This window comes from Stenotrophomonas sp. EMP41 (assembly GCF_047495535.1).
Classification (GTDB): domain Bacteria; phylum Pseudomonadota; class Gammaproteobacteria; order Xanthomonadales; family Xanthomonadaceae; genus Stenotrophomonas; species Stenotrophomonas sepilia.
Map to the genome: position 1 here is coordinate 1,504,349 of NZ_CP179923.1, position 15,728 is coordinate 1,520,076.

The following is a 15,728-nucleotide window of genomic DNA, read 5'->3' on the forward strand; positions in this document are numbered from 1 at the left end:
GAGCGGCCTGTCCGGCCATGGTGCAACGCGCCAGCGCCGCCGTGTGGAGCACGAATGCTTGGAGGGCAGGGTGTGTTGCCTGTAAACTTCCCGGCTGCATGGCCCCGTAGCTCAGCTGGATAGAGCGTCCCCCTCCTAAGGGGAAGGTCGCCCGTTCGAATCGGGCCGGGGTCACCAGAATCAATGACTTAGGCAGACTCAGTGGTGATCATTTCCCACTGTTTCCCGCATATCCACAGGATTTGGTCCCAGTGGTCCCAGCGGTCCGCCTAGTACCTGAGCTTTGCAACGGCGCCATCGTCGCGCTCATGCGTCAGGTGTGCATAGAACTTCTCGGTCGCGGCGTAATCAGCGTGCCCGGCCAGAATCTGCACCCTTCGCAATGGAACGCCGGCCATCACCACGTGGGCGCAGAAGGTGTGCCGTAGCCGGTGGAGGCTGCCGCCGATCCCCGCCCGCTTGGCATCGGATGCGAACCAGTCAGACACGGTGTCCTTGTGCACGGCCACCAGCGGATCGGGAAGGTGGCGCAGCGCCCAGCGCGCATACCGGTTCGGCAACACCTCGCGCCACGTGCCTGACTCCGCGAACACGGTGGACTCGATGCTGCGATCGTTGCAGGCGGCCAGGAACTTCCGGGAAGCGGGATGGCAGGATGCCGAGCGCGAAAATGACCTCTCCCGTGTCGGTTGGGGTACCAGCTGAACGGTGCGCAGGCGCTCAGTCATGGTCGGCACCTCTTATGGCGGATGATGGGGCGCCTGCTCTCGCACTACATACCGTAGATGACCGTCCCGGGAAGGAGATCGCGCAAGAACACTGCGATCTTTATCGTGGCCCTGGCCGAAGCGTGTTGCTCGCTACTGCTGTTCCTGCCGCAGTTGCCGATGTGGCTGGTGCACTTAGAGGTATTGCCGAGCGACCGCTAGAACTCGGCTCTTTTGCACGTCAAATTCGATACGGGTCTCGGTAACGCAAATTTCCATGTCCTAAAATCGAGGAGCGGGCAAGACGCCCGCTGGAAATCTGTATGTCCATTCTCTAAGGAGTAGATGTGAAGAAGATGATCGTTGTAGCAGCCGTATTGGCCGGAGCTTTGGCCGTGAACGCGTCCGCCCAAGAGGTGGATTACCTGGGAGCCTCGCCCAAGCTCTTGGCAGAGGCCAATGCGCAGGCGGCGGACTTGCCGGCGGGCGTTCAGCTGGTTGAACTTGAGCGTTGGCGCAGTAGGGATGACACCTTCTCGGCGCGGCCGCTGAACACTCCGGGTGGAATGCAGCATCCAGGCAGGAAGGAAGGCACTTTGGGCTTCATTTCCTACTATCCATTCGAAGGCAGTGTGACAATGTACGCATGCCTCAACAACAACTGGCTGGATAGCTTCTCTTCGATGGATCCGAATTGCGAAGGCCATATGAAGACCACGAACGGCATGCCGATTACGGGTTACATCGCGGCTACGCAGCTCCCGGGCACTGTCCCCTTGTACCGCTGCATGCGCGGTGGTCTGAAACCGAACAACTGGGCAGATCACTTCGATACATTGGATGCCAACTGCGAAGGCGTGAAGTATCCGGTAAACGAAGGAATCATGGGCTACATCTGGCTCTGATTTATCGATGATCTGCGCCACTGCCAGATAAGGAGGCAGTCGCTACGCGACTGCCTCCAAGAGATCGCGGCGGTGATTCTTCAAGCGAACGCCGAAGAGGCTATGGCGATCCTGCTGGTAGTGAACCGCAGTACATGAATGTCTGTTGGGTCAGCTGCGTAGTGAACTCTGCCCCGATTTTCTGGCGTCGCGGACGGACGATGATGGTGAAAATGTGCAAATCGCCCACGTTGTCCCCGGGCAGTAGAGGGTCAGGGTCCTTTCGCAGGTCGAACGCCAGCAGCGACCCCATTAAACCTGCAAATCACTGATCTTAGGTCGCAATGGAAGCCCTCCTACGGCGAAGGTCGCCCCTTCGAATCGGGCCGGGGTCACCATGTACGCGGCGCCACGTCCGCGTGCACTGCCTGCGAGGTCACTCGGATATGCTGGCGCTTCGCCTCGCGAACCGGCCGCCATGGACCACCGCCTGCAGCCCGTGCAACCCCACGACTACGCGCGCATCGCCGGGTGGCTGGATTCGGCCGCAGCCACGCTGCGCTGGGCCGGGCCGGGCGTGCCCTATCCACTGCCGCCCGATCAGTTCGAGAACGTATTGCAGCTGCGCGAACGCCCGGGGTGGCTGCTGCTGGCAGAAAACGGCATGCGCGTGGGTTTCGGCCAGGCCTGGTGCACCCAGCCGGGTACGATGCATCTGGGCCGTCTGCTGGTTGCCCCTCAGGCGCGGGGCTGCGGTCTCGGGCGGACGCTGGTACACGCGCTGATCGAGCAGGCGTTCCAGTCTGATGCTGTCCAACGGCTGACCCTGCGCGTCTATCGGGACAATGCCGCCGCGCTTGCGTTGTACCGGACCCTCGGCTTCGAGCCAGTGGACGCTGCATCTACGCCGGCGCTGCTGTTCATGCAGCAGGCCCGGCGCTGAGCATGGCCATGCAGGCCGGTACGCCTTTAGTCCTGCTTGAGCAGTTCGACCAGCTGGCGCAGGCGATAGGGCTTGGGCAGGAACTCCACCTGCTCCGGAAGCGGCGGCAGCTGCGAACGCGCATAGCCGGAAGACAGGATCATGCGTGCATGCGGCTGCTCACGCGCGACGTGCTCGCTGAGTTCGATTCCGGACATGCCATTGGGCATGCTGACATCGCTGAACACCACGTCGAAGCGTGCGTCGCCCTTCAGCAACGCAGCGGCTTCATGCCCGTCGGCGGTGGTGGACACCTCGATGCCGAAATCGCGCAGGGCCATGCCGATCATCTCGCGCAGATCGTTCTGGTCCTCCACCATCAGTACGCGGATCGGGTCATCGGTCATGGGTTGCATCCTCGGTTGCGGGGAGCAGCAGGCTGACCGTGGTGCCGACACCGGGCGTGGTGGACACATCGACGAAGCCGCCGCTCTGGGTAGTGAATCCGAACACCTGGCTCAGGCCCAGGCCGCTGCCCTTGCCGATGTCCTTGGTGGTGAAGAAGGGCTCGCTGGCCCGTTCGGCGATGTCGGCGGCCATGCCGTGGCCTTCGTCGCAGACGCTGAGGGTGACATAGCCGCGTTGCAGCGTGGTGTCCGCATCCGGGTCGAGGCGATGTTCCAACGCGGTGCCGATCAGGATGCGACCGCCATCGGCGGTGGCCTCCACGGCATTGGCCACCAGGTTCGCCAGGGCGGTCTGGAGCTGCATCGCATCGGTGCTCACCTCCGGCAGGCCAGGGGTGAGATGGGCATCCAGTGCCACCGTGGGCGGGCAGGCGCGTTGCAGGTCCGGCAGCCACTGCCGTACCAGCGCATTGATGTCCACCGATTCCCGGATCAGGGTCTGGCCGGTGCTGAAGGCCAGCAGCTGGCGGGTCAACAGCGCGCCGCGGTCAGTGGCTGCCTGCGCGGCATCCAGCAGCTCGGCCGCGCGTGCATCGTCACCGCTGACACGCAGCGACAGCAGGTCCAGTGCGTTGCCGATGGTGGTCAGCAGGTTGTTGAACTCGTGTGACAGGCCGCGGCTGAGCCGACCGACCGTCTCGAACTGCTGGGTATTGCGCAGCGCACGCTGGGCATCGCGCAGCAGCCGCTGCGCCTGCCACTGCTCGGTGATGTCACGGGTGATCTTGACGAAGCCCAGCAGTTCGCCGGCCTCCACGACCGGCTCAATGACCACGCTTGCGCGGAACGACGAGCCATCGCGGCGAACGCGCCAGCCCTCACTGGCGACATGCCCCTGCTGCGCTGCGGCGCGAAGCAGGCGCTGCGGTTCGCCGGCCTCGCGGTCGGCGGCCAGGTAGAAGCGGCTGAAGTGCGTTCCCACCACTTCATCGGCTGAATAGCCTTTGATACGTTCGGCGCCCGGGTTCCAGCTGCACACGATGCCTTCAGGATCAAGCAGGTACAGCGCATGGTCGCGCACGCTGTCGATCAGCAGTCGCAGTTGTCGGGAAGGGTCCGTCAGCACGGACGTCGTAGAGGCGGCTGCGTCCACGTGTAAATAAGTGTTACCCCTGTGAGGGACGTGAAGCTAGGCACTCAAGTGTGAAGGATGCGTGCACGCCTGACACGTGCCATTGGTCCTGTGCGGCTGAATGCGACACGGAGTACCATCTTCCACCCTTTGCCTTCTGGAACCGACCTGCATGCGTCCTGGTGCGACTACGCGTGACCGCTGGATCTGGATGACGTCCGCCGTGCTGCTGGCCGCGACCATCGCGTTGGAACTGGTCGTCCCGCTCGGCTACGCGGTATGGCTGGCCTACTTCCTCGCGGTCGGCGTGACGGTGTTCCAGCGCAGTGCACGCGCGCCGTTCGTGGTCGCGGTGATCGCCTGTGTCCTGCTGGTGATCGGCTTCAACGTTGCGCCAGCCAGCAACAACTCGTCGTTCTCGCTTGTCAACCGTACCGTCGGTGGCTGCGCCTTCCTGATGATCGCACTGATCGTCTCGCGCGCGATCCAGGCCCGACGCCAGGCGATGCGCGCTCTCTGGCTGCAGGAGGCCGAGAACGCCGTGGCGATGAGCCTGCGCGGTGACCTCGGGCCGGAGCAGATCGCCGAGGCGGCAGCAGTAAGCCTGGCCGGGCAGCTGGATGCAGAGGTCGGTGCGGTCTATCGCCTGGACGGCGGCCGGCTGCAGCTGACCGGTGGCGTGGCGCTGCCCGCTGGGACGCCGGCCTCCCTGGCCCTGCACGAAGGACTGGCCGGGCAGGTTGCCCGGGACGAACGCATCCGCCACCTGCACGGCGAAGACGCTGCCGTGCTCGAACTGCAGACCAGCCTGGGCCGGCTGCCGGTGCGCGAGCGCATCCTGGCGCCGATCAGCAGCGATGGTGCGGTGGTCGGTGTGATCGAGCTGGGCCGCGCGCGGGCGGGTGAACAGCGTGACCTGGATCGCGAGCTGCTTGAGCGCTGCGCCGACACCATCGGCATGGCACTGCGCGCATCGCTGCTGCGTGCGCAGCTGGTGGTGCTGCTGGAGGAGTCGCAGCGCCAGGGCGAGGAGCTGCAGGCCCAGCAGGAAGAGCTGCGCGTGGCCAACGAGGAACTGGAAGAGCAGAGCCGCAGCCTGTTGCAGTCGCAGAGCCACCTGGAAGAACAGCAGGCCGAGCTGGAACAGAGCAACGTGCAGCTGGAAGAGCGCACCCACGAGCTGGAGGCGCAGAAGCAGGCACTGCTGGTCGCGCAGAGCCAGCTGGTGCGCAACAGCAACGAGCTGGCGGCGACCTCGCGCTACAAGTCCGAATTCCTGGCCAACATGTCGCATGAGCTGCGCACGCCGCTGAACAGCTCGCTGATCCTGGCCAAGCTGCTGGCCGACAACAAGGACGGCACCCTGACCGAGGAACAGGTGAAGTACGCGCGTGCGATCCTGTCGTCCAACAACGACCTGCTGGCGCTGATCAACGACATCCTCGACCTGTCGCGCATCGAGGCCGGCCATGTCGAACTGTCCGATGAAGTGGTCGTGGTCGAGAGCGCGCTGCAGCGCCTGCGCGAGACGTTCGAGCCGATGGCGCGGCAGAAGGGCCTGGCCCTGCAGATCGAAGCCGACGCCCTGGCACCGACCCAGATGGTGGTTGACAGCCAGCGGCTGCAGCAGATCCTGAAGAACCTGCTGGCCAACGCGGTGAAGTTCACCGAGCATGGCAAGGTCAGCCTGCACGTGCGTGCCGGCGGCAACGGCCGCATCCGGTTCGAGGTCTGTGACACCGGCATCGGCATTGCCCGCGAGCAGCTGGATGTCATCTTCGAAGCGTTCCGCCAGGCCGATGGCAGCACCCGCCGTCGCTACGGCGGCACCGGCCTGGGCCTGTCGATCTCGCGCGATCTGGCCGAGCGCATGGGCGGCGGCATCCAGGTCGACAGTGAGCCCGGGCGCGGCAGCTGCTTCATCCTGGAGCTGCCGCTGCAGGGAGCGCCCGCGGCGAGCGCAGCCGTCGCTGCCGAGGTCCCCGTGGCAGCGCCGCCGACGGCGCCGGCCGTGCTGCCGGCCGCGCCCGTACGCGCTGCGACCGCAGCAGCGCCGGTCACTGCGATGGCCGGCGTAGCCGACGACCGCGGTCGCCGCCAGCGCGCCGGGCGCCTGATCCTGGCGGTCGAGGACGATGCCACGTTCGCCGAAGCGCTGGTGGCGCTGGCCCATGAACTGGACTTCGACTGCGTGGTAGCGGGCACGGCGGAAGAGGCGCTGGCCCTGGCCAGCGAACTGCGCCCGAACGGCATCCTGCTCGATATCGGCCTGCCGGACGTGTCGGGCCTGAGCGTGCTGGAACGCCTGAAGCGCAATCCGGACACCCGCCACATCCCGGTGCATGTGGTCTCGGCCACGGACCGCAGCCAGGTAGCGCGCGAGCTGGGCGCGATCGGTTTTGCGATCAAGCCGACCACGCGCGAGCGGCTGGTGACGGCCATCGAACAGCTGGAACAGACCAGCCAGCGCGACATGCGGCGGCTGCTGATCGTGGAAGACGACAACGAGCTGCGCCACAACCTGGAACTGTTGCTGGGCCGTGACCAGCTGCAGATCGTCGCTGTAGGCACCCTGGCCAGCGCACTGGAACAGCTCAGTACGGTCACGTTCGACTGCATGGTGATGGACCTGTCGCTGCCCGACGGCAGCGGCTACGACCTGCTCGAGCACATGGCCGGCAACGACGATGTCGGTTTCCCGCCGGTGATCGTCTATACCGGTCGCGCACTCAGTCGCGAGGAAGAGCAGCGCCTGCGCCGCTATTCCAAGAGCATCATCATCAAGGGCGCACGTTCGCCCGAGCGCCTGCTGGACGAGGTGACCCTGTTCCTGCACAGCGTGGAGGCCAGCCTGCCAACCGACCAGCAGCGCCTGCTGCGCGAGGCCCGCCGTCGCGACACCGTGCTCGACGGTCGGACGGTGCTGCTGGCCGAGGACGACGTGCGCAACATCTTCGCACTGTCCAGCGTGCTCGAACCCCTCGGCGTCACGCTGGAGATCGCGCGCAATGGCCAGGAAGCGGTGGATCGGCTGGCTGAGCGCGAGGTCGACCTGGTGCTGATGGACATCATGATGCCGGAGAAGGATGGCCTTGCTGCGATGCGCGAAATCCGCGCGCAGCGCCACCTGCAGGACCTGCCGATCATCGCGCTGACCGCCAAGGCCATGCCGGACGACCGTGAGCGCTGCCTGCAGGCCGGCGCCAACGACTACATCGCCAAACCCATCGACGTCGACAAGCTGGTATCGCTGTGCCGGGTCTGGTGCTCGCGGCAATGAACGAGCAGGCCCTGTTCGACCTGGAGCTGAAGGTGCTGCTGGAAGCGCTTTACCAGCGCTATCACTACGATTTCCGCAGTTATGCGGTGTCGTCGCTGCGCCGGCGGATCCGCCAGGCCATGCAGCGCTATGAGTGCGAGCGGCTGGCCGACCTGCAGCACCGCCTGCTGCACGAGCCGGACCTGTTTGCGCAGGCGATGCAGTTCTTCACCGTGCAGGTCTCGGAGATGTTCCGTGACCCGGCCTATTTCCGTGAGCTGCGCGAGCAGGTGGTGCCGGTGCTGCGCACCTACCCGTCGGTGAAGCTGTGGGTGGCCGGGTGCAGTACCGGCGAGGAAGTGTGGTCGCTGGCGATCCTGTTGCACGAGGAAGGCCTGCTGGAGCGCAGCATCGTCTACGCCACCGACATCAATCCGGCAGCCCTGGCCACCGCCGAGGCCGGCGCCTATGGCATCGACCGGATGGCCCAGTTCAGCCGGAACTACCTGGCGGCCGGTGGCACCGCCTCGCTGTCCGACTACTACGCCACGGCCTACGATGGCGCGGTATTCGATCGCCAGCTGCGCCGCAACGTGGTGTTCGCCGACCACAGCCTGGCCACCGACACCGTGTTCTCCGAGGTGCACCTGGTGTCGTGCCGCAATGTGCTGATCTATTTCAACCGCGATCTGCAGGACCGCGCCGTAGGCCTGTTCCGTGAAGCGCTGGTGCATCGCGGCTTCCTTGGCCTGGGCAGCAAGGAGTCGCTGCAGTTCGGGCGCCACCACGGCGCGTTCGAGACCTGCTCGCGGGAGCATCGCCTGTACCGGAAAGTTGCCTGATGGCACTGCCGACACGACCGGCCGTGCTGGTGATCGGGGCCTCTGCGGGTGGGGTCGCGGCGCTGCAGGCGGTGCTCGGCGCGCTGCCCGCGGCTCTGCCGGCGCCGGTGCTGGCAGTGCTGCACCTTCCGCGCGATCGCAGCAGCCGCATCGCCGAAGTGCTGGCGCCGTACTGTGCGCTGCCGGTGCGCGAGGCCGAAGACAAGCAGCCGCTGCAGCCTGGCACGGTGACCTTTGCGCCACCGGACTATCACCTGCTGGTGGAAGACGCCGGTTCGCTGGCATTGTCGGTGGACGCACCGGTGCTGTTTTCGCGCCCGGCGATCGATCCCTTGTTCGAGTCGGCTGCGGCCGTGTTCGGCGCGCAGGTGCTGGCCCTGCTGCTGACCGGTGCCAGCAGCGATGGTAGTGAAGGGGTGGCCGCGGTGCGCGCTGCCGGTGGCCGCGCCTGGCTGCAATGTCCCGAGGAGGCCGAGGCATCGATGATGCCGGCCTCCGCCCTGCAGCACGCCGGCGCCGATGCCGTGCTGCCCCTCGAACTGATGTGCCGTCGCCTGAAGGAGTTGTTTGCATGAACCTGCTGCCACCGGACCCTGCGCAGTCGCAGACCCCGGTCAACCTGCTCATCGTCGATGACGTGCCGCAGAACCTGGTGGCCATGCAGGCGCTGCTGCAGCGCGAGGGCGTGAACCTGCTGCTGGCCGGCTCGGGCGCACAGGCGCTGGAACTGCTGCTGGAGCATGAGGTGGCGCTGGCCCTGCTGGACGTGCACATGCCGGAGATCGATGGCTTCACCCTGGCCGAGCTGATGCGCGGTTCACACCGCAGCCGGGATGTGCCGATCATCTTCCTGACCGCCTCGCCGGACGACCCGCTGCGCGCGTTCAAGGGCTACGAAACCGGCGCGGTCGACTTCCTGCACAAGCCGGTGGCGCCGCAGGTGATCCTGAGCAAGGTCAATGTCTTCATCGAGCTGTACCAGCAGCGTCAGCTGCTGAAGGCGCGCAACGAGGCGCTGGAGCGTTCGCTCAAGCTCAACGAGACGATGGCGGCGGTGCTCACCCACGATCTGCGCACGCCGCTGTCGGCGATCCTGCTGTGTGCCGACAAGTTGGCGCTGGAGCTTCCTGCGGGCAATGACGGCGCGCAGCAGACCCTGAAGCACCTGGAGGCCAGCACGCTGCGCATGGCGCGCATGGTCGAGCAGCTGCTGGACTTTTCGCGGATCCGCAGCGGCGGCCTGCGCCTGCAGGCCAGCGCCTGTGATCTTGCCGAGGTCACGCGTGCGGTGGTGGCCGAAGCGGGCAGCGCCCACGGCCACGCACGGGTGCATCTGGATATGCAGGGCGATACCCGCCTGCAGGGTGATCTGGATCGGCTGGGTCAGGTTGCCGCCAACCTGATCGGCAATGCGCTCACCCATGGCAGCGAGGCGAGGGTGGAGGTGGACGGCCGTGATCCGCGCAGCGTGCTGCTGCGGGTGAGCAACGCGGGACGGATCGACGACGCGCTGCTGCCGCGTCTGTTCGAGCCGTTCAAGGCCAGCTTCCACCCCAGCAATGGCCTGGGGTTGGGCCTGTATATCGTCGATCAGTTCGTGCGCGCGCACGGCGGGCACATCGCAGCGCGAAATGAAGCCGGCCAGGTGGTGTTCGAAGCCCGGTTGCCGAGACGCGCAGAGGGGCTGCCGGCGGCCGCTACCTGAACTCTTCAGGAAATACCCGCGGGCACTGAGACGGACTCGTCCGCAGCTGCTACCGTGGGTGTACATCTTGTCAAGGAAGCGCCATGCCACTGCGTGCCATCGCCTACGTCAGCCAGGCGCTGCCGGATCTTTCCGCTGAACGGCTGCAGGCGCTGGTCGATGATGCAGCCCGCTTCAACAAGCTGGCGGGCGTGACCGGTGTGCTGCTGCATGACGGCGCGCGATTCCTGCAGTACATCGAAGGGCCGCCGGATGGTATCGATTCGGTGTACGAACGCATCCTGCAGGCCGGTAGCCATATCGACATCATCGAACTGGCGCGTGGCCGCCTCGGCCAGCGCCAGTTTCCGTACTGGTCGATGCGCGCGTTGCCGGTGGAGGAGGCGCTGCTGCGGCAACTGTCTTCCAGCGACTGGTCAGGTTTTACCCGCGCGTTGCATGGTGACCTGTCGGCGCCGACCCCGGTGGATCTGCTCGATCAGGTCGTGCAACCGGTGCTGCACGCAGGTTGAACCTGCGTGGAAGGTTCAGCGCGCTGTACTTCCGCAGTACGCCGCGTGCAATGCCTGCAATACGCCCAGCGCCGGCCCTTCCACTACCCGGTAGTGGATCGCCTGCGCTTCGCGCCGGGTCGCGACGATGCCAAGTCCGCGCAGCACCGCCAGATGCTGGGACAGCGCTGATGCGCTGAGCCCGGTCAGTGCCTGCAGTTCCGGTACTGGCGCCTCGCCTTCGACCAGCCGGCACAGCACGCGCAGCCGCGCAGGATGGGCCAGGCTTTTGAGCAGCGCCGCGGCCTGGGCGGCATGCCCGGCCACCGCGGCACTGTCGAGCTCGATGCGGGTCATGGTTGACCTTTTGTTTTAGAAGAAGCTAATTTAGAAAAAGCTAATTCAAAAGGCAAGCGAATGAACGGAACAAGTGGAGGCAGGTCATGACCGTGCCGTGGGCCGCCGTCGCGGGGGGCGCGTTGATCGGTGCGGCGGCGGTGGTATTGCTGGCGACCACGGGCCGGGTGGCCGGCATCAGCGGTATTGCCGCTGGCAGCGTGCGCGCGACACCGGGCGAGCGCGGCTGGCGCTGGGCATTCCTGCTCGGCCTGCTTGCCGCTGCCGGGGGTGTGCTGTACTGGCAGACCGGGCCAGGTCAAGCGCCCCGCAACCTGTTGCGTGACGCCTTGCCGGCGTGGCAGCTGGTTGGCGCCGGCTTGCTGGTCGGATTCGGTACGCGGTTGGGTAACGGCTGCACCAGTGGTCATGGGGTGTGCGGCGTGGCCCGCGGCTCAATGCGGTCACTGCTGGCGACGCTGGTGTTCATGGCCTGCGCAATGCTGACCACATTCCTGATCCGCCATGGCGGGGGCTTCGCATGAGCCGCGTGATGGTGGCCGCCGGCGCGGCAGGGGCGCTGTTCGGCGCGGGCCTGGCGCTGGCCGGCATGACCGATCCGCGCCGCATCCTCGGTTTCCTCGACATCGCCGGCGATTTCGATCCCACCTTGGCCTGGGTGCTGGCCTCGGCACTGCTGGTCAGCGCGGTCGGCCAGCACTGGGCGGTGCGGCGCCCGCGGCCGTCATGCGCAACGCGCTTCCAATTGCCCGCCGCGCGCGCTGTCGATGTGCGCCTGGTGCTGGGCGCGGCATTGTTCGGAATGGGTTGGGGCTGGGCAGGCTATTGCCCGGGCCCTGCCATCGCCGGGCTGGCGGTGGGATCGCGCGAAGCGCTTTGGTTCGTGCCGGCGATGCTTGCAGGTTTCTGGCTGCACGATCGCCTGGCTCGCCGGGGCTTCACCGCTGTGTCACCCTGAATCGGGTCATATCCACGGATCACGGGGAAAGGAGCGCAACGACATGGCACGGATGAAGTGGAAGGAAAGGGCGCTGCTGGCGGTCGCGCTGGCCGCCGCAGTGGCACCGGCGCTGGCCTGCACGCGCGCGGTCTACCTGGGCGACAACGGTGATGTGATCACCGCGCGCTCGATGGACTGGAAGGTCGATGTGGCGACCAACCTCTACGTGCTGCCGCGCGGCATCGCGCGCACCGGCCAGGCCGGGCCGAAGTCACTGGCCTGGACGGCGCGCTACGGCTCGGTGGTGGCCACCGGTTACGACGTATCGACCACCGATGGCATGAACGAGAAGGGCCTGGTGGCCAACCTGCTGTGGCTGGTCGAATCGGAGTATCCGAAGCAGCGTGGCAACAAGCCGGGCCTGGCCATCTCACTATGGGCGCAGTATGTGCTGGACAACTTCGCCACCGTAGACGAGGCGGTCGCGGCGCTGCAGCGCGAGCCCTACTCGATCGTCACCGACAAGGTGCCGGGCGAAGACCGCCAGGCCACGCTGCACCTGTCGCTGTCAGATGCCAGTGGCGACAGCGCCATCGTCGAATACATCGGCGGTCGCCAGGTGATCCACCATGACCGGCGCTACCAGGTGATGACCAACTCACCGATCTTCGAGCAGCAGCTGGCACTCAACAGCTACTGGCAGCAGATCGGCGGCACGGTGATGCTGCCGGGTACCAACCGCTCAGCCGACCGTTTCGCGCGTGCCTCGTTCTACATCAACGCCATTCCCAAGGCGGAAGACCCGGTAGTGGCGCTGGCCAGTGTGTTCAGCGTGATCCGCAACGCCTCGGTACCGTATGGCATCACCACCCCCGGCGAACCGAATATCTCATCCACGCGCTGGCGCACCGTGGCCGACCACAAGCGGCGGTTGTACTTCTTCGAATCGGCACTGACACCGAACACCTTCTGGGTCGACCTGAACAAGGTCGATTTCGGCGGCAAGGTGCTCAAGCTCGATCTCGGTCCGGACCAGCGCAATACCTTTTCCGGCGACGCGCTGGGCCACTTCGTGCCCAGCGCACCGTTCGCGTTCCTCGGCGTCGACGGTTAGTTCGACGCCTGGCTGGAAGCCGGATAGACCGCCTGGATCGTGCAGCCGCCGCGGGTGTACTGCGGCAGCGGCGCCAGCGCGTCGTTGCGCAGGTCACCGTTCTCGAATCCGGCGGTGAGGATGCGATCGCCCGGATTGCCACAGATCAGCCCGTTCTGCATGCCGGAGTGGAAGCTCAGCTGTGGCGCACGGTCGAGCTGGCGGCAGTGGCTGCCAAGCTCCACGCGATAGTAGCGGTGGCCACCATTGCGATGCGGATTGGTCTCCACCAGCATGCCCTGCGGGTCGGACGACCACGCGCGCACGTTGCGCGTGGCAAAGCAGTACGACGGCGAACCACCGAAACTGCGGCGGATGTCCCTGCGCTCGCGGATGGTCAGGGCGGGCAGGGTGGCCATGCGCAGGCGGTCGCTGTCGCGGGCCATGCTGGCGTAGTCGCGATCCTGCACGGGGGTCACCGCGCTGATCGCGCAGCTGCGGCCATCGACCACCACACGCTCGCTGGGGCGACCGCAGGCCCAGCCGGCGGGCGCCTCAAGCTTCAGCGTGGTGGCACCGCGGACGCCGGGACACTCCCCGCTGAAGTCGATCCGATAAGCTTGGCCGGAAGCGGCCCGCAGGGCGATTGAACGCGGTGACGCCTGCTCCACTTCCTGGACGCCGACCGCGTCCATGCAGTGCGGGGCCGGTGGGGTACGTTCCTGCGCGGAGGCCGAGGCGGTGAGCGCCAGGCCGAGGCTGGTGGCAAGCACCAGGGACAGCTGCCGATGGGTCATGACCTGCACTCCCTGCGTTGGATGACGGATCGACTATAGCAGCGGTTTGCACGGCCGTTGTTACGCGCGCACACTGCCCGGATGGGCGCCATCTTCCATCTGCGGCACTACGGGCAGGCCACCGGCCTGGACCGCCATGACTACGCGCAGTGGGTGCTGCCGCTGCAGGGCGAACTGCAGTTCGAGATCGAAGGGCGCGGCGGCCGGCTGGACCTGCTGCAGGGGGCATTTGTCGCCGCCGGCGAAGCACATGACCAGATGGCGGACGGCCCCAATGGTTTCGTGATCGTTGATTGTCCTGCAGGCGTGCTTGATGACGGCACGCAGGAGCATCTGTGCCGCCAGCGCTGGCTGCATCTGCCGCTGGCGTTGCGGCAGCGCCTGGCCGACGTGCAGGCAGGGCAGCCGATGCCGGCGCTGCTGCCGCAGTTGCTGCAGGTATTTGCACCGGCGGGCAGTGGCGCGCGCATGCAGGGCCTGTGCGCGGCGGTGCAGGCCGATCCCGGCCGGGCCTGGCCGGTTGCCCGGATGGCCGGCTTTGTCGGTGTCAGCGAGAGCCGCTTGCACGCGCTGTTCCAGCGCGAGTTCGGGCTGAGCCCGCAGGCCTGGCTAAGCGCGTGCCGCTTGCGTTGGGCCAAGCATCAGCTGCGCACCACTGCCGCGCCGATCAGCGATATCGCACTGGCTGCAGGCTATTCCGAGCAGAGCGCACTGACCCGTGCGCTGCGCCGCGAATGTGGCCAGACCCCCGCTGCGTGGCGCAGGGGTGCCGGCTGACGTGTAGAGCCGAGCCGATGCTCGGTTCACAGGTCAGCGGCAGCGCAGCGCAGTAGCCTCGGTCAAGCATGCCGCGCGGGCCAGCGCTTACACTGCGCGGCCCGTTCCATCCCCCCCGGACAACCGAATGCGCAACAACCCGATGGCCGTGGGCATCGCCAATGGCGTTGCCGCTGGCGCACTCTGGGGCGTGGTCTTTCTCGCGCCTGCCGTGCTTCAGTCGTTCAATGCGCTGCAACTGTCTGCCGGCCGCTACCTGGTCTATGGCCTGATTGCCGTCGCCCTGCTGCTGCCGCGATGGAAACGGCTGGCGCCGCGGCTGGGCCGTGCCGAATGGATCGGCCTGCTGTGGCTGAGCCTGGCAGGCAACCTGGTGTACTTCCTGCTGCTGGCGACCGCCGTGCAGTGGGCCGGTGGCGCTGCGGCATCGCTGATCGTTGGCCTGATTCCGGTGGTGGTCACCCTCGTTGGCGTGCGCGAGCAGGGCGCTGTACCACTGAAGCAGCTGTTGCCGGCACTGGGGCTGTGCGTGCTGGGGGTCGCCCTGGTGGGTTGGGAAGCGCTGATGTCCGAGCACCTGGCGACCCCGTGGCGGCAGCGCCTGATCGGGCTGCTGTGCGCGTTCGGTGCGCTGTTCTCGTGGGCGCTGTATTCGATCGGCAACAGCCGCTGGCTGGCGCGCAGGCCGGACCTGTCCAGCCATGACTGGTCGCTGCTGAACGGCGTCACCACCGGCGGCCTGGCCCTGCTGCTGGTGCCGATGGCCTTCACCGGGCACACCGGCAGCCATACGGCGGCGCAATGGGGCGGGTTCTGGGCGATCAGCGCCGGCGTGGCAGTGGTGGCCTCGATCCTCGGCAATGCATTCTGGAACCGCGCCAGCCGCCTGCTGCCACTGACCCTGACTGGCCAGATGATCGTGTTCGAAACCCTGTTCGCGCTGCTGTACGCGTTTGCCTGGCAGCGGCGTTGGCCCTCGTTGCTGGAAGCGTTGGCAATCGTGTTCCTGGTGGCTGGCGTGATGCTGTGCGCGCACGCGCATCGCACACCACGGGCGATCGCCGAACATGCCGGCTGAATGCAGTCGTCAAGCGTGCTGATGCCGGCTTTGTCTCAATTGCAACCAAATGGCGGCACGTTGGCCGATGATCGCGGCAGCGGTTTTCTGCATCGCAGCACTTGACAGCGGCCGGGCGCACGGTGTTTTCTGTGCGCCATGGTCCTTGATGCCGCCCACGCCAGCCTGATCGCCCCCGCCACTGCGGGCCGTTCGACTGCGCCGGTCGCGACCATCACCACCATTACCACCACCACCGTCACCACTGCCCTGGTGCGGCCCGTCGTCTTCGTGTAACTCCCGAAAACCACGGCCCCGCACCATCCAGGTGGCGGGGAAACTCGACACCTGCATGCGA

General features: G+C 66.5%; 18 protein-coding genes and 1 tRNA gene. 14 read left to right on the plus strand and 5 right to left on the minus strand.

Annotation, left to right across the window (positions count from 1 at the left end; genetic code table 11):
- The first annotated feature begins 100 nt into the window (after positions 1-100).
- A tRNA-Arg gene (locus tag ACMGRF_RS06895) sits at positions 101-177 on the plus strand.
- Between the two features lie 92 nt (positions 178-269).
- Here the strand turns inward: ACMGRF_RS06895 and ACMGRF_RS06900 are convergent.
- Positions 270-728: a tyrosine-type recombinase/integrase gene (locus ACMGRF_RS06900; protein ID WP_414485753.1), complete on the minus strand. Its 459-nt coding sequence runs from the start codon at positions 726-728 to the stop codon at positions 270-272.
- Between the two features lie 326 nt (positions 729-1,054).
- Here ACMGRF_RS06900 and ACMGRF_RS06905 point away from each other — a divergent pair, with 326 nt between their 5' ends.
- Complete coding sequence (locus ACMGRF_RS06905) at positions 1,055-1,612, plus strand: hypothetical protein (protein ID WP_139727023.1); 558 nt, start codon at positions 1,055-1,057, stop codon at positions 1,610-1,612.
- A 457-nt stretch (positions 1,613-2,069) separates the two neighbouring features.
- The gene (locus ACMGRF_RS06910; RefSeq protein WP_262223405.1) at positions 2,070-2,534 is read left to right on the plus strand and encodes a GNAT family N-acetyltransferase; all 465 of its coding nucleotides are present in this window, start codon (positions 2,070-2,072) and stop codon (positions 2,532-2,534) included.
- A gap of 26 nt (positions 2,535-2,560) precedes the next feature.
- Here ACMGRF_RS06910 and ACMGRF_RS06915 read toward each other — a convergent pair whose 3' ends face one another.
- On the minus strand, positions 2,561-2,920 hold the full coding sequence (locus tag ACMGRF_RS06915) for a response regulator (RefSeq protein ID WP_049413819.1): 360 nt from the start codon (positions 2,918-2,920) through the stop codon (positions 2,561-2,563).
- Positions 2,910-4,073, minus strand: a complete 1,164-nt coding sequence (locus tag ACMGRF_RS06920; RefSeq protein WP_414485754.1) for a two-component system sensor histidine kinase NtrB — start codon at positions 4,071-4,073, stop codon at positions 2,910-2,912. The genes ACMGRF_RS06915 and ACMGRF_RS06920 overlap by 11 nt, the downstream gene beginning before the upstream one ends.
- 151 nt (positions 4,074-4,224) lie before the next feature.
- Between ACMGRF_RS06920 and ACMGRF_RS06925 the strand changes: the two genes are divergently transcribed.
- From ACMGRF_RS06925 to ACMGRF_RS06945, 5 genes are all read left to right on the plus strand, one after another.
- On the plus strand, positions 4,225-7,332 hold the full coding sequence (locus tag ACMGRF_RS06925; protein WP_049413817.1) for a response regulator: 3,108 nt from the start codon (positions 4,225-4,227) through the stop codon (positions 7,330-7,332).
- A complete protein-coding gene (locus ACMGRF_RS06930; protein ID WP_005416310.1) occupies positions 7,329-8,153 on the plus strand; it encodes a CheR family methyltransferase in 825 nt (274 codons plus the stop codon). Before ACMGRF_RS06925 ends, ACMGRF_RS06930 begins: the two co-directional genes overlap by 4 nt.
- Positions 8,153-8,728: a chemotaxis protein CheB gene (locus ACMGRF_RS06935; protein ID WP_049413816.1), complete on the plus strand. Its 576-nt coding sequence runs from the start codon at positions 8,153-8,155 to the stop codon at positions 8,726-8,728. Before ACMGRF_RS06930 ends, ACMGRF_RS06935 begins: the two co-directional genes overlap by 1 nt.
- Positions 8,725-9,858, plus strand: coding sequence for a hybrid sensor histidine kinase/response regulator (locus ACMGRF_RS06940; protein ID WP_049413814.1), 1,134 nt, complete (start codon positions 8,725-8,727; stop codon positions 9,856-9,858). The genes ACMGRF_RS06935 and ACMGRF_RS06940 overlap by 4 nt, the downstream gene beginning before the upstream one ends.
- A gap of 83 nt (positions 9,859-9,941) precedes the next feature.
- On the plus strand, positions 9,942-10,370 hold the full coding sequence (locus ACMGRF_RS06945) for a BLUF domain-containing protein (protein WP_099495169.1): 429 nt from the start codon (positions 9,942-9,944) through the stop codon (positions 10,368-10,370).
- A 15-nt stretch (positions 10,371-10,385) separates the two neighbouring features.
- Here the strand turns inward: ACMGRF_RS06945 and ACMGRF_RS06950 are convergent, their stop codons facing one another.
- The gene (locus tag ACMGRF_RS06950; RefSeq protein WP_262223402.1) at positions 10,386-10,706 is read right to left on the minus strand and encodes an ArsR/SmtB family transcription factor; all 321 of its coding nucleotides are present in this window, start codon (positions 10,704-10,706) and stop codon (positions 10,386-10,388) included.
- Positions 10,707-10,792: 86 nt separating this feature from the next.
- On the opposite strand from ACMGRF_RS06950, the gene ACMGRF_RS06955 reads away from it, so the two are divergent.
- The 3 genes from ACMGRF_RS06955 to ACMGRF_RS06965 are packed head-to-tail and all read left to right on the plus strand — an operon-like array spanning position 10,793 to position 12,760.
- A complete protein-coding gene (locus ACMGRF_RS06955) occupies positions 10,793-11,230 on the plus strand; it encodes a YeeE/YedE family protein (RefSeq protein WP_414485755.1) in 438 nt (145 codons plus the stop codon).
- Positions 11,227-11,664, plus strand: a complete 438-nt coding sequence (locus ACMGRF_RS06960; protein WP_049413808.1) for a DUF6691 family protein — start codon at positions 11,227-11,229, stop codon at positions 11,662-11,664. Before ACMGRF_RS06955 ends, ACMGRF_RS06960 begins: the two co-directional genes overlap by 4 nt.
- 43 nt (positions 11,665-11,707) lie before the next feature.
- Entirely contained in the window at positions 11,708-12,760 is a 1,053-nt protein-coding gene (locus ACMGRF_RS06965) for a linear amide C-N hydrolase (protein WP_049413806.1), read from the plus strand.
- Here the strand turns inward: ACMGRF_RS06965 and ACMGRF_RS06970 are convergent.
- Positions 12,757-13,536, minus strand: coding sequence for a DUF6491 family protein (locus tag ACMGRF_RS06970; RefSeq protein ID WP_049440465.1), 780 nt, complete (start codon positions 13,534-13,536; stop codon positions 12,757-12,759). The genes ACMGRF_RS06965 and ACMGRF_RS06970 overlap by 4 nt on opposite strands.
- Positions 13,537-13,617: 81 nt before the next feature.
- On the opposite strand from ACMGRF_RS06970, the gene ACMGRF_RS06975 reads away from it, so the two are divergent.
- From ACMGRF_RS06975 to ACMGRF_RS06985, 3 genes are all read left to right on the plus strand, one after another.
- On the plus strand, positions 13,618-14,313 hold the full coding sequence (locus tag ACMGRF_RS06975; protein ID WP_049440463.1) for a helix-turn-helix transcriptional regulator: 696 nt from the start codon (positions 13,618-13,620) through the stop codon (positions 14,311-14,313).
- A gap of 127 nt (positions 14,314-14,440) precedes the next feature.
- Complete coding sequence (locus ACMGRF_RS06980) at positions 14,441-15,391, plus strand: DMT family transporter (RefSeq protein WP_049440462.1); 951 nt, start codon at positions 14,441-14,443, stop codon at positions 15,389-15,391.
- Positions 15,392-15,529: 138 nt separating this feature from the next.
- Entirely contained in the window at positions 15,530-15,667 is a 138-nt protein-coding gene (locus ACMGRF_RS06985) for a hypothetical protein (protein WP_164283343.1), read from the plus strand.
- The last annotated feature ends 61 nt before the right edge of the window (positions 15,668-15,728 follow it).

Excerpts from the sequence above, each read along its gene's own strand:
- ACMGRF_RS06955 (WP_414485755.1), top strand. The coding sequence starts at position 10,793 with ATGACCGTGCCGTGGGCCGCCGTCGCGGGGGGCGCGTTGATCGGTGCG.
- ACMGRF_RS06965 (WP_049413806.1), top strand. The coding sequence starts at position 11,708 with ATGGCACGGATGAAGTGGAAGGAAAGGGCGCTGCTGGCGGTCGCGCTG.
- ACMGRF_RS06940 (WP_049413814.1), top strand. The coding sequence starts at position 8,725 with ATGAACCTGCTGCCACCGGACCCTGCGCAGTCGCAGACCCCGGTCAAC.
- ACMGRF_RS06915 (WP_049413819.1), bottom strand. The coding sequence starts at position 2,920 with ATGACCGATGACCCGATCCGCGTACTGATGGTGGAGGACCAGAACGAT.
- ACMGRF_RS06960 (WP_049413808.1), top strand. The coding sequence starts at position 11,227 with ATGAGCCGCGTGATGGTGGCCGCCGGCGCGGCAGGGGCGCTGTTCGGC.
- ACMGRF_RS06975 (WP_049440463.1), top strand. The coding sequence starts at position 13,618 with ATGGGCGCCATCTTCCATCTGCGGCACTACGGGCAGGCCACCGGCCTG.
- ACMGRF_RS06900 (WP_414485753.1), bottom strand. The coding sequence starts at position 728 with ATGACTGAGCGCCTGCGCACCGTTCAGCTGGTACCCCAACCGACACGG.
- ACMGRF_RS06970 (WP_049440465.1), bottom strand. The coding sequence starts at position 13,536 with ATGACCCATCGGCAGCTGTCCCTGGTGCTTGCCACCAGCCTCGGCCTG.
- ACMGRF_RS06930 (WP_005416310.1), top strand. The coding sequence starts at position 7,329 with ATGAACGAGCAGGCCCTGTTCGACCTGGAGCTGAAGGTGCTGCTGGAA.
- ACMGRF_RS06945 (WP_099495169.1), top strand. The coding sequence starts at position 9,942 with ATGCCACTGCGTGCCATCGCCTACGTCAGCCAGGCGCTGCCGGATCTT.
- ACMGRF_RS06935 (WP_049413816.1), top strand. The coding sequence starts at position 8,153 with ATGGCACTGCCGACACGACCGGCCGTGCTGGTGATCGGGGCCTCTGCG.
- ACMGRF_RS06910 (WP_262223405.1), top strand. The coding sequence starts at position 2,070 with ATGGACCACCGCCTGCAGCCCGTGCAACCCCACGACTACGCGCGCATC.
- ACMGRF_RS06950 (WP_262223402.1), bottom strand. The coding sequence starts at position 10,706 with ATGACCCGCATCGAGCTCGACAGTGCCGCGGTGGCCGGGCATGCCGCC.
- ACMGRF_RS06985 (WP_164283343.1), top strand. The coding sequence starts at position 15,530 with ATGGTCCTTGATGCCGCCCACGCCAGCCTGATCGCCCCCGCCACTGCG.
- ACMGRF_RS06925 (WP_049413817.1), top strand. The coding sequence starts at position 4,225 with ATGCGTCCTGGTGCGACTACGCGTGACCGCTGGATCTGGATGACGTCC.
- ACMGRF_RS06980 (WP_049440462.1), top strand. The coding sequence starts at position 14,441 with ATGCGCAACAACCCGATGGCCGTGGGCATCGCCAATGGCGTTGCCGCT.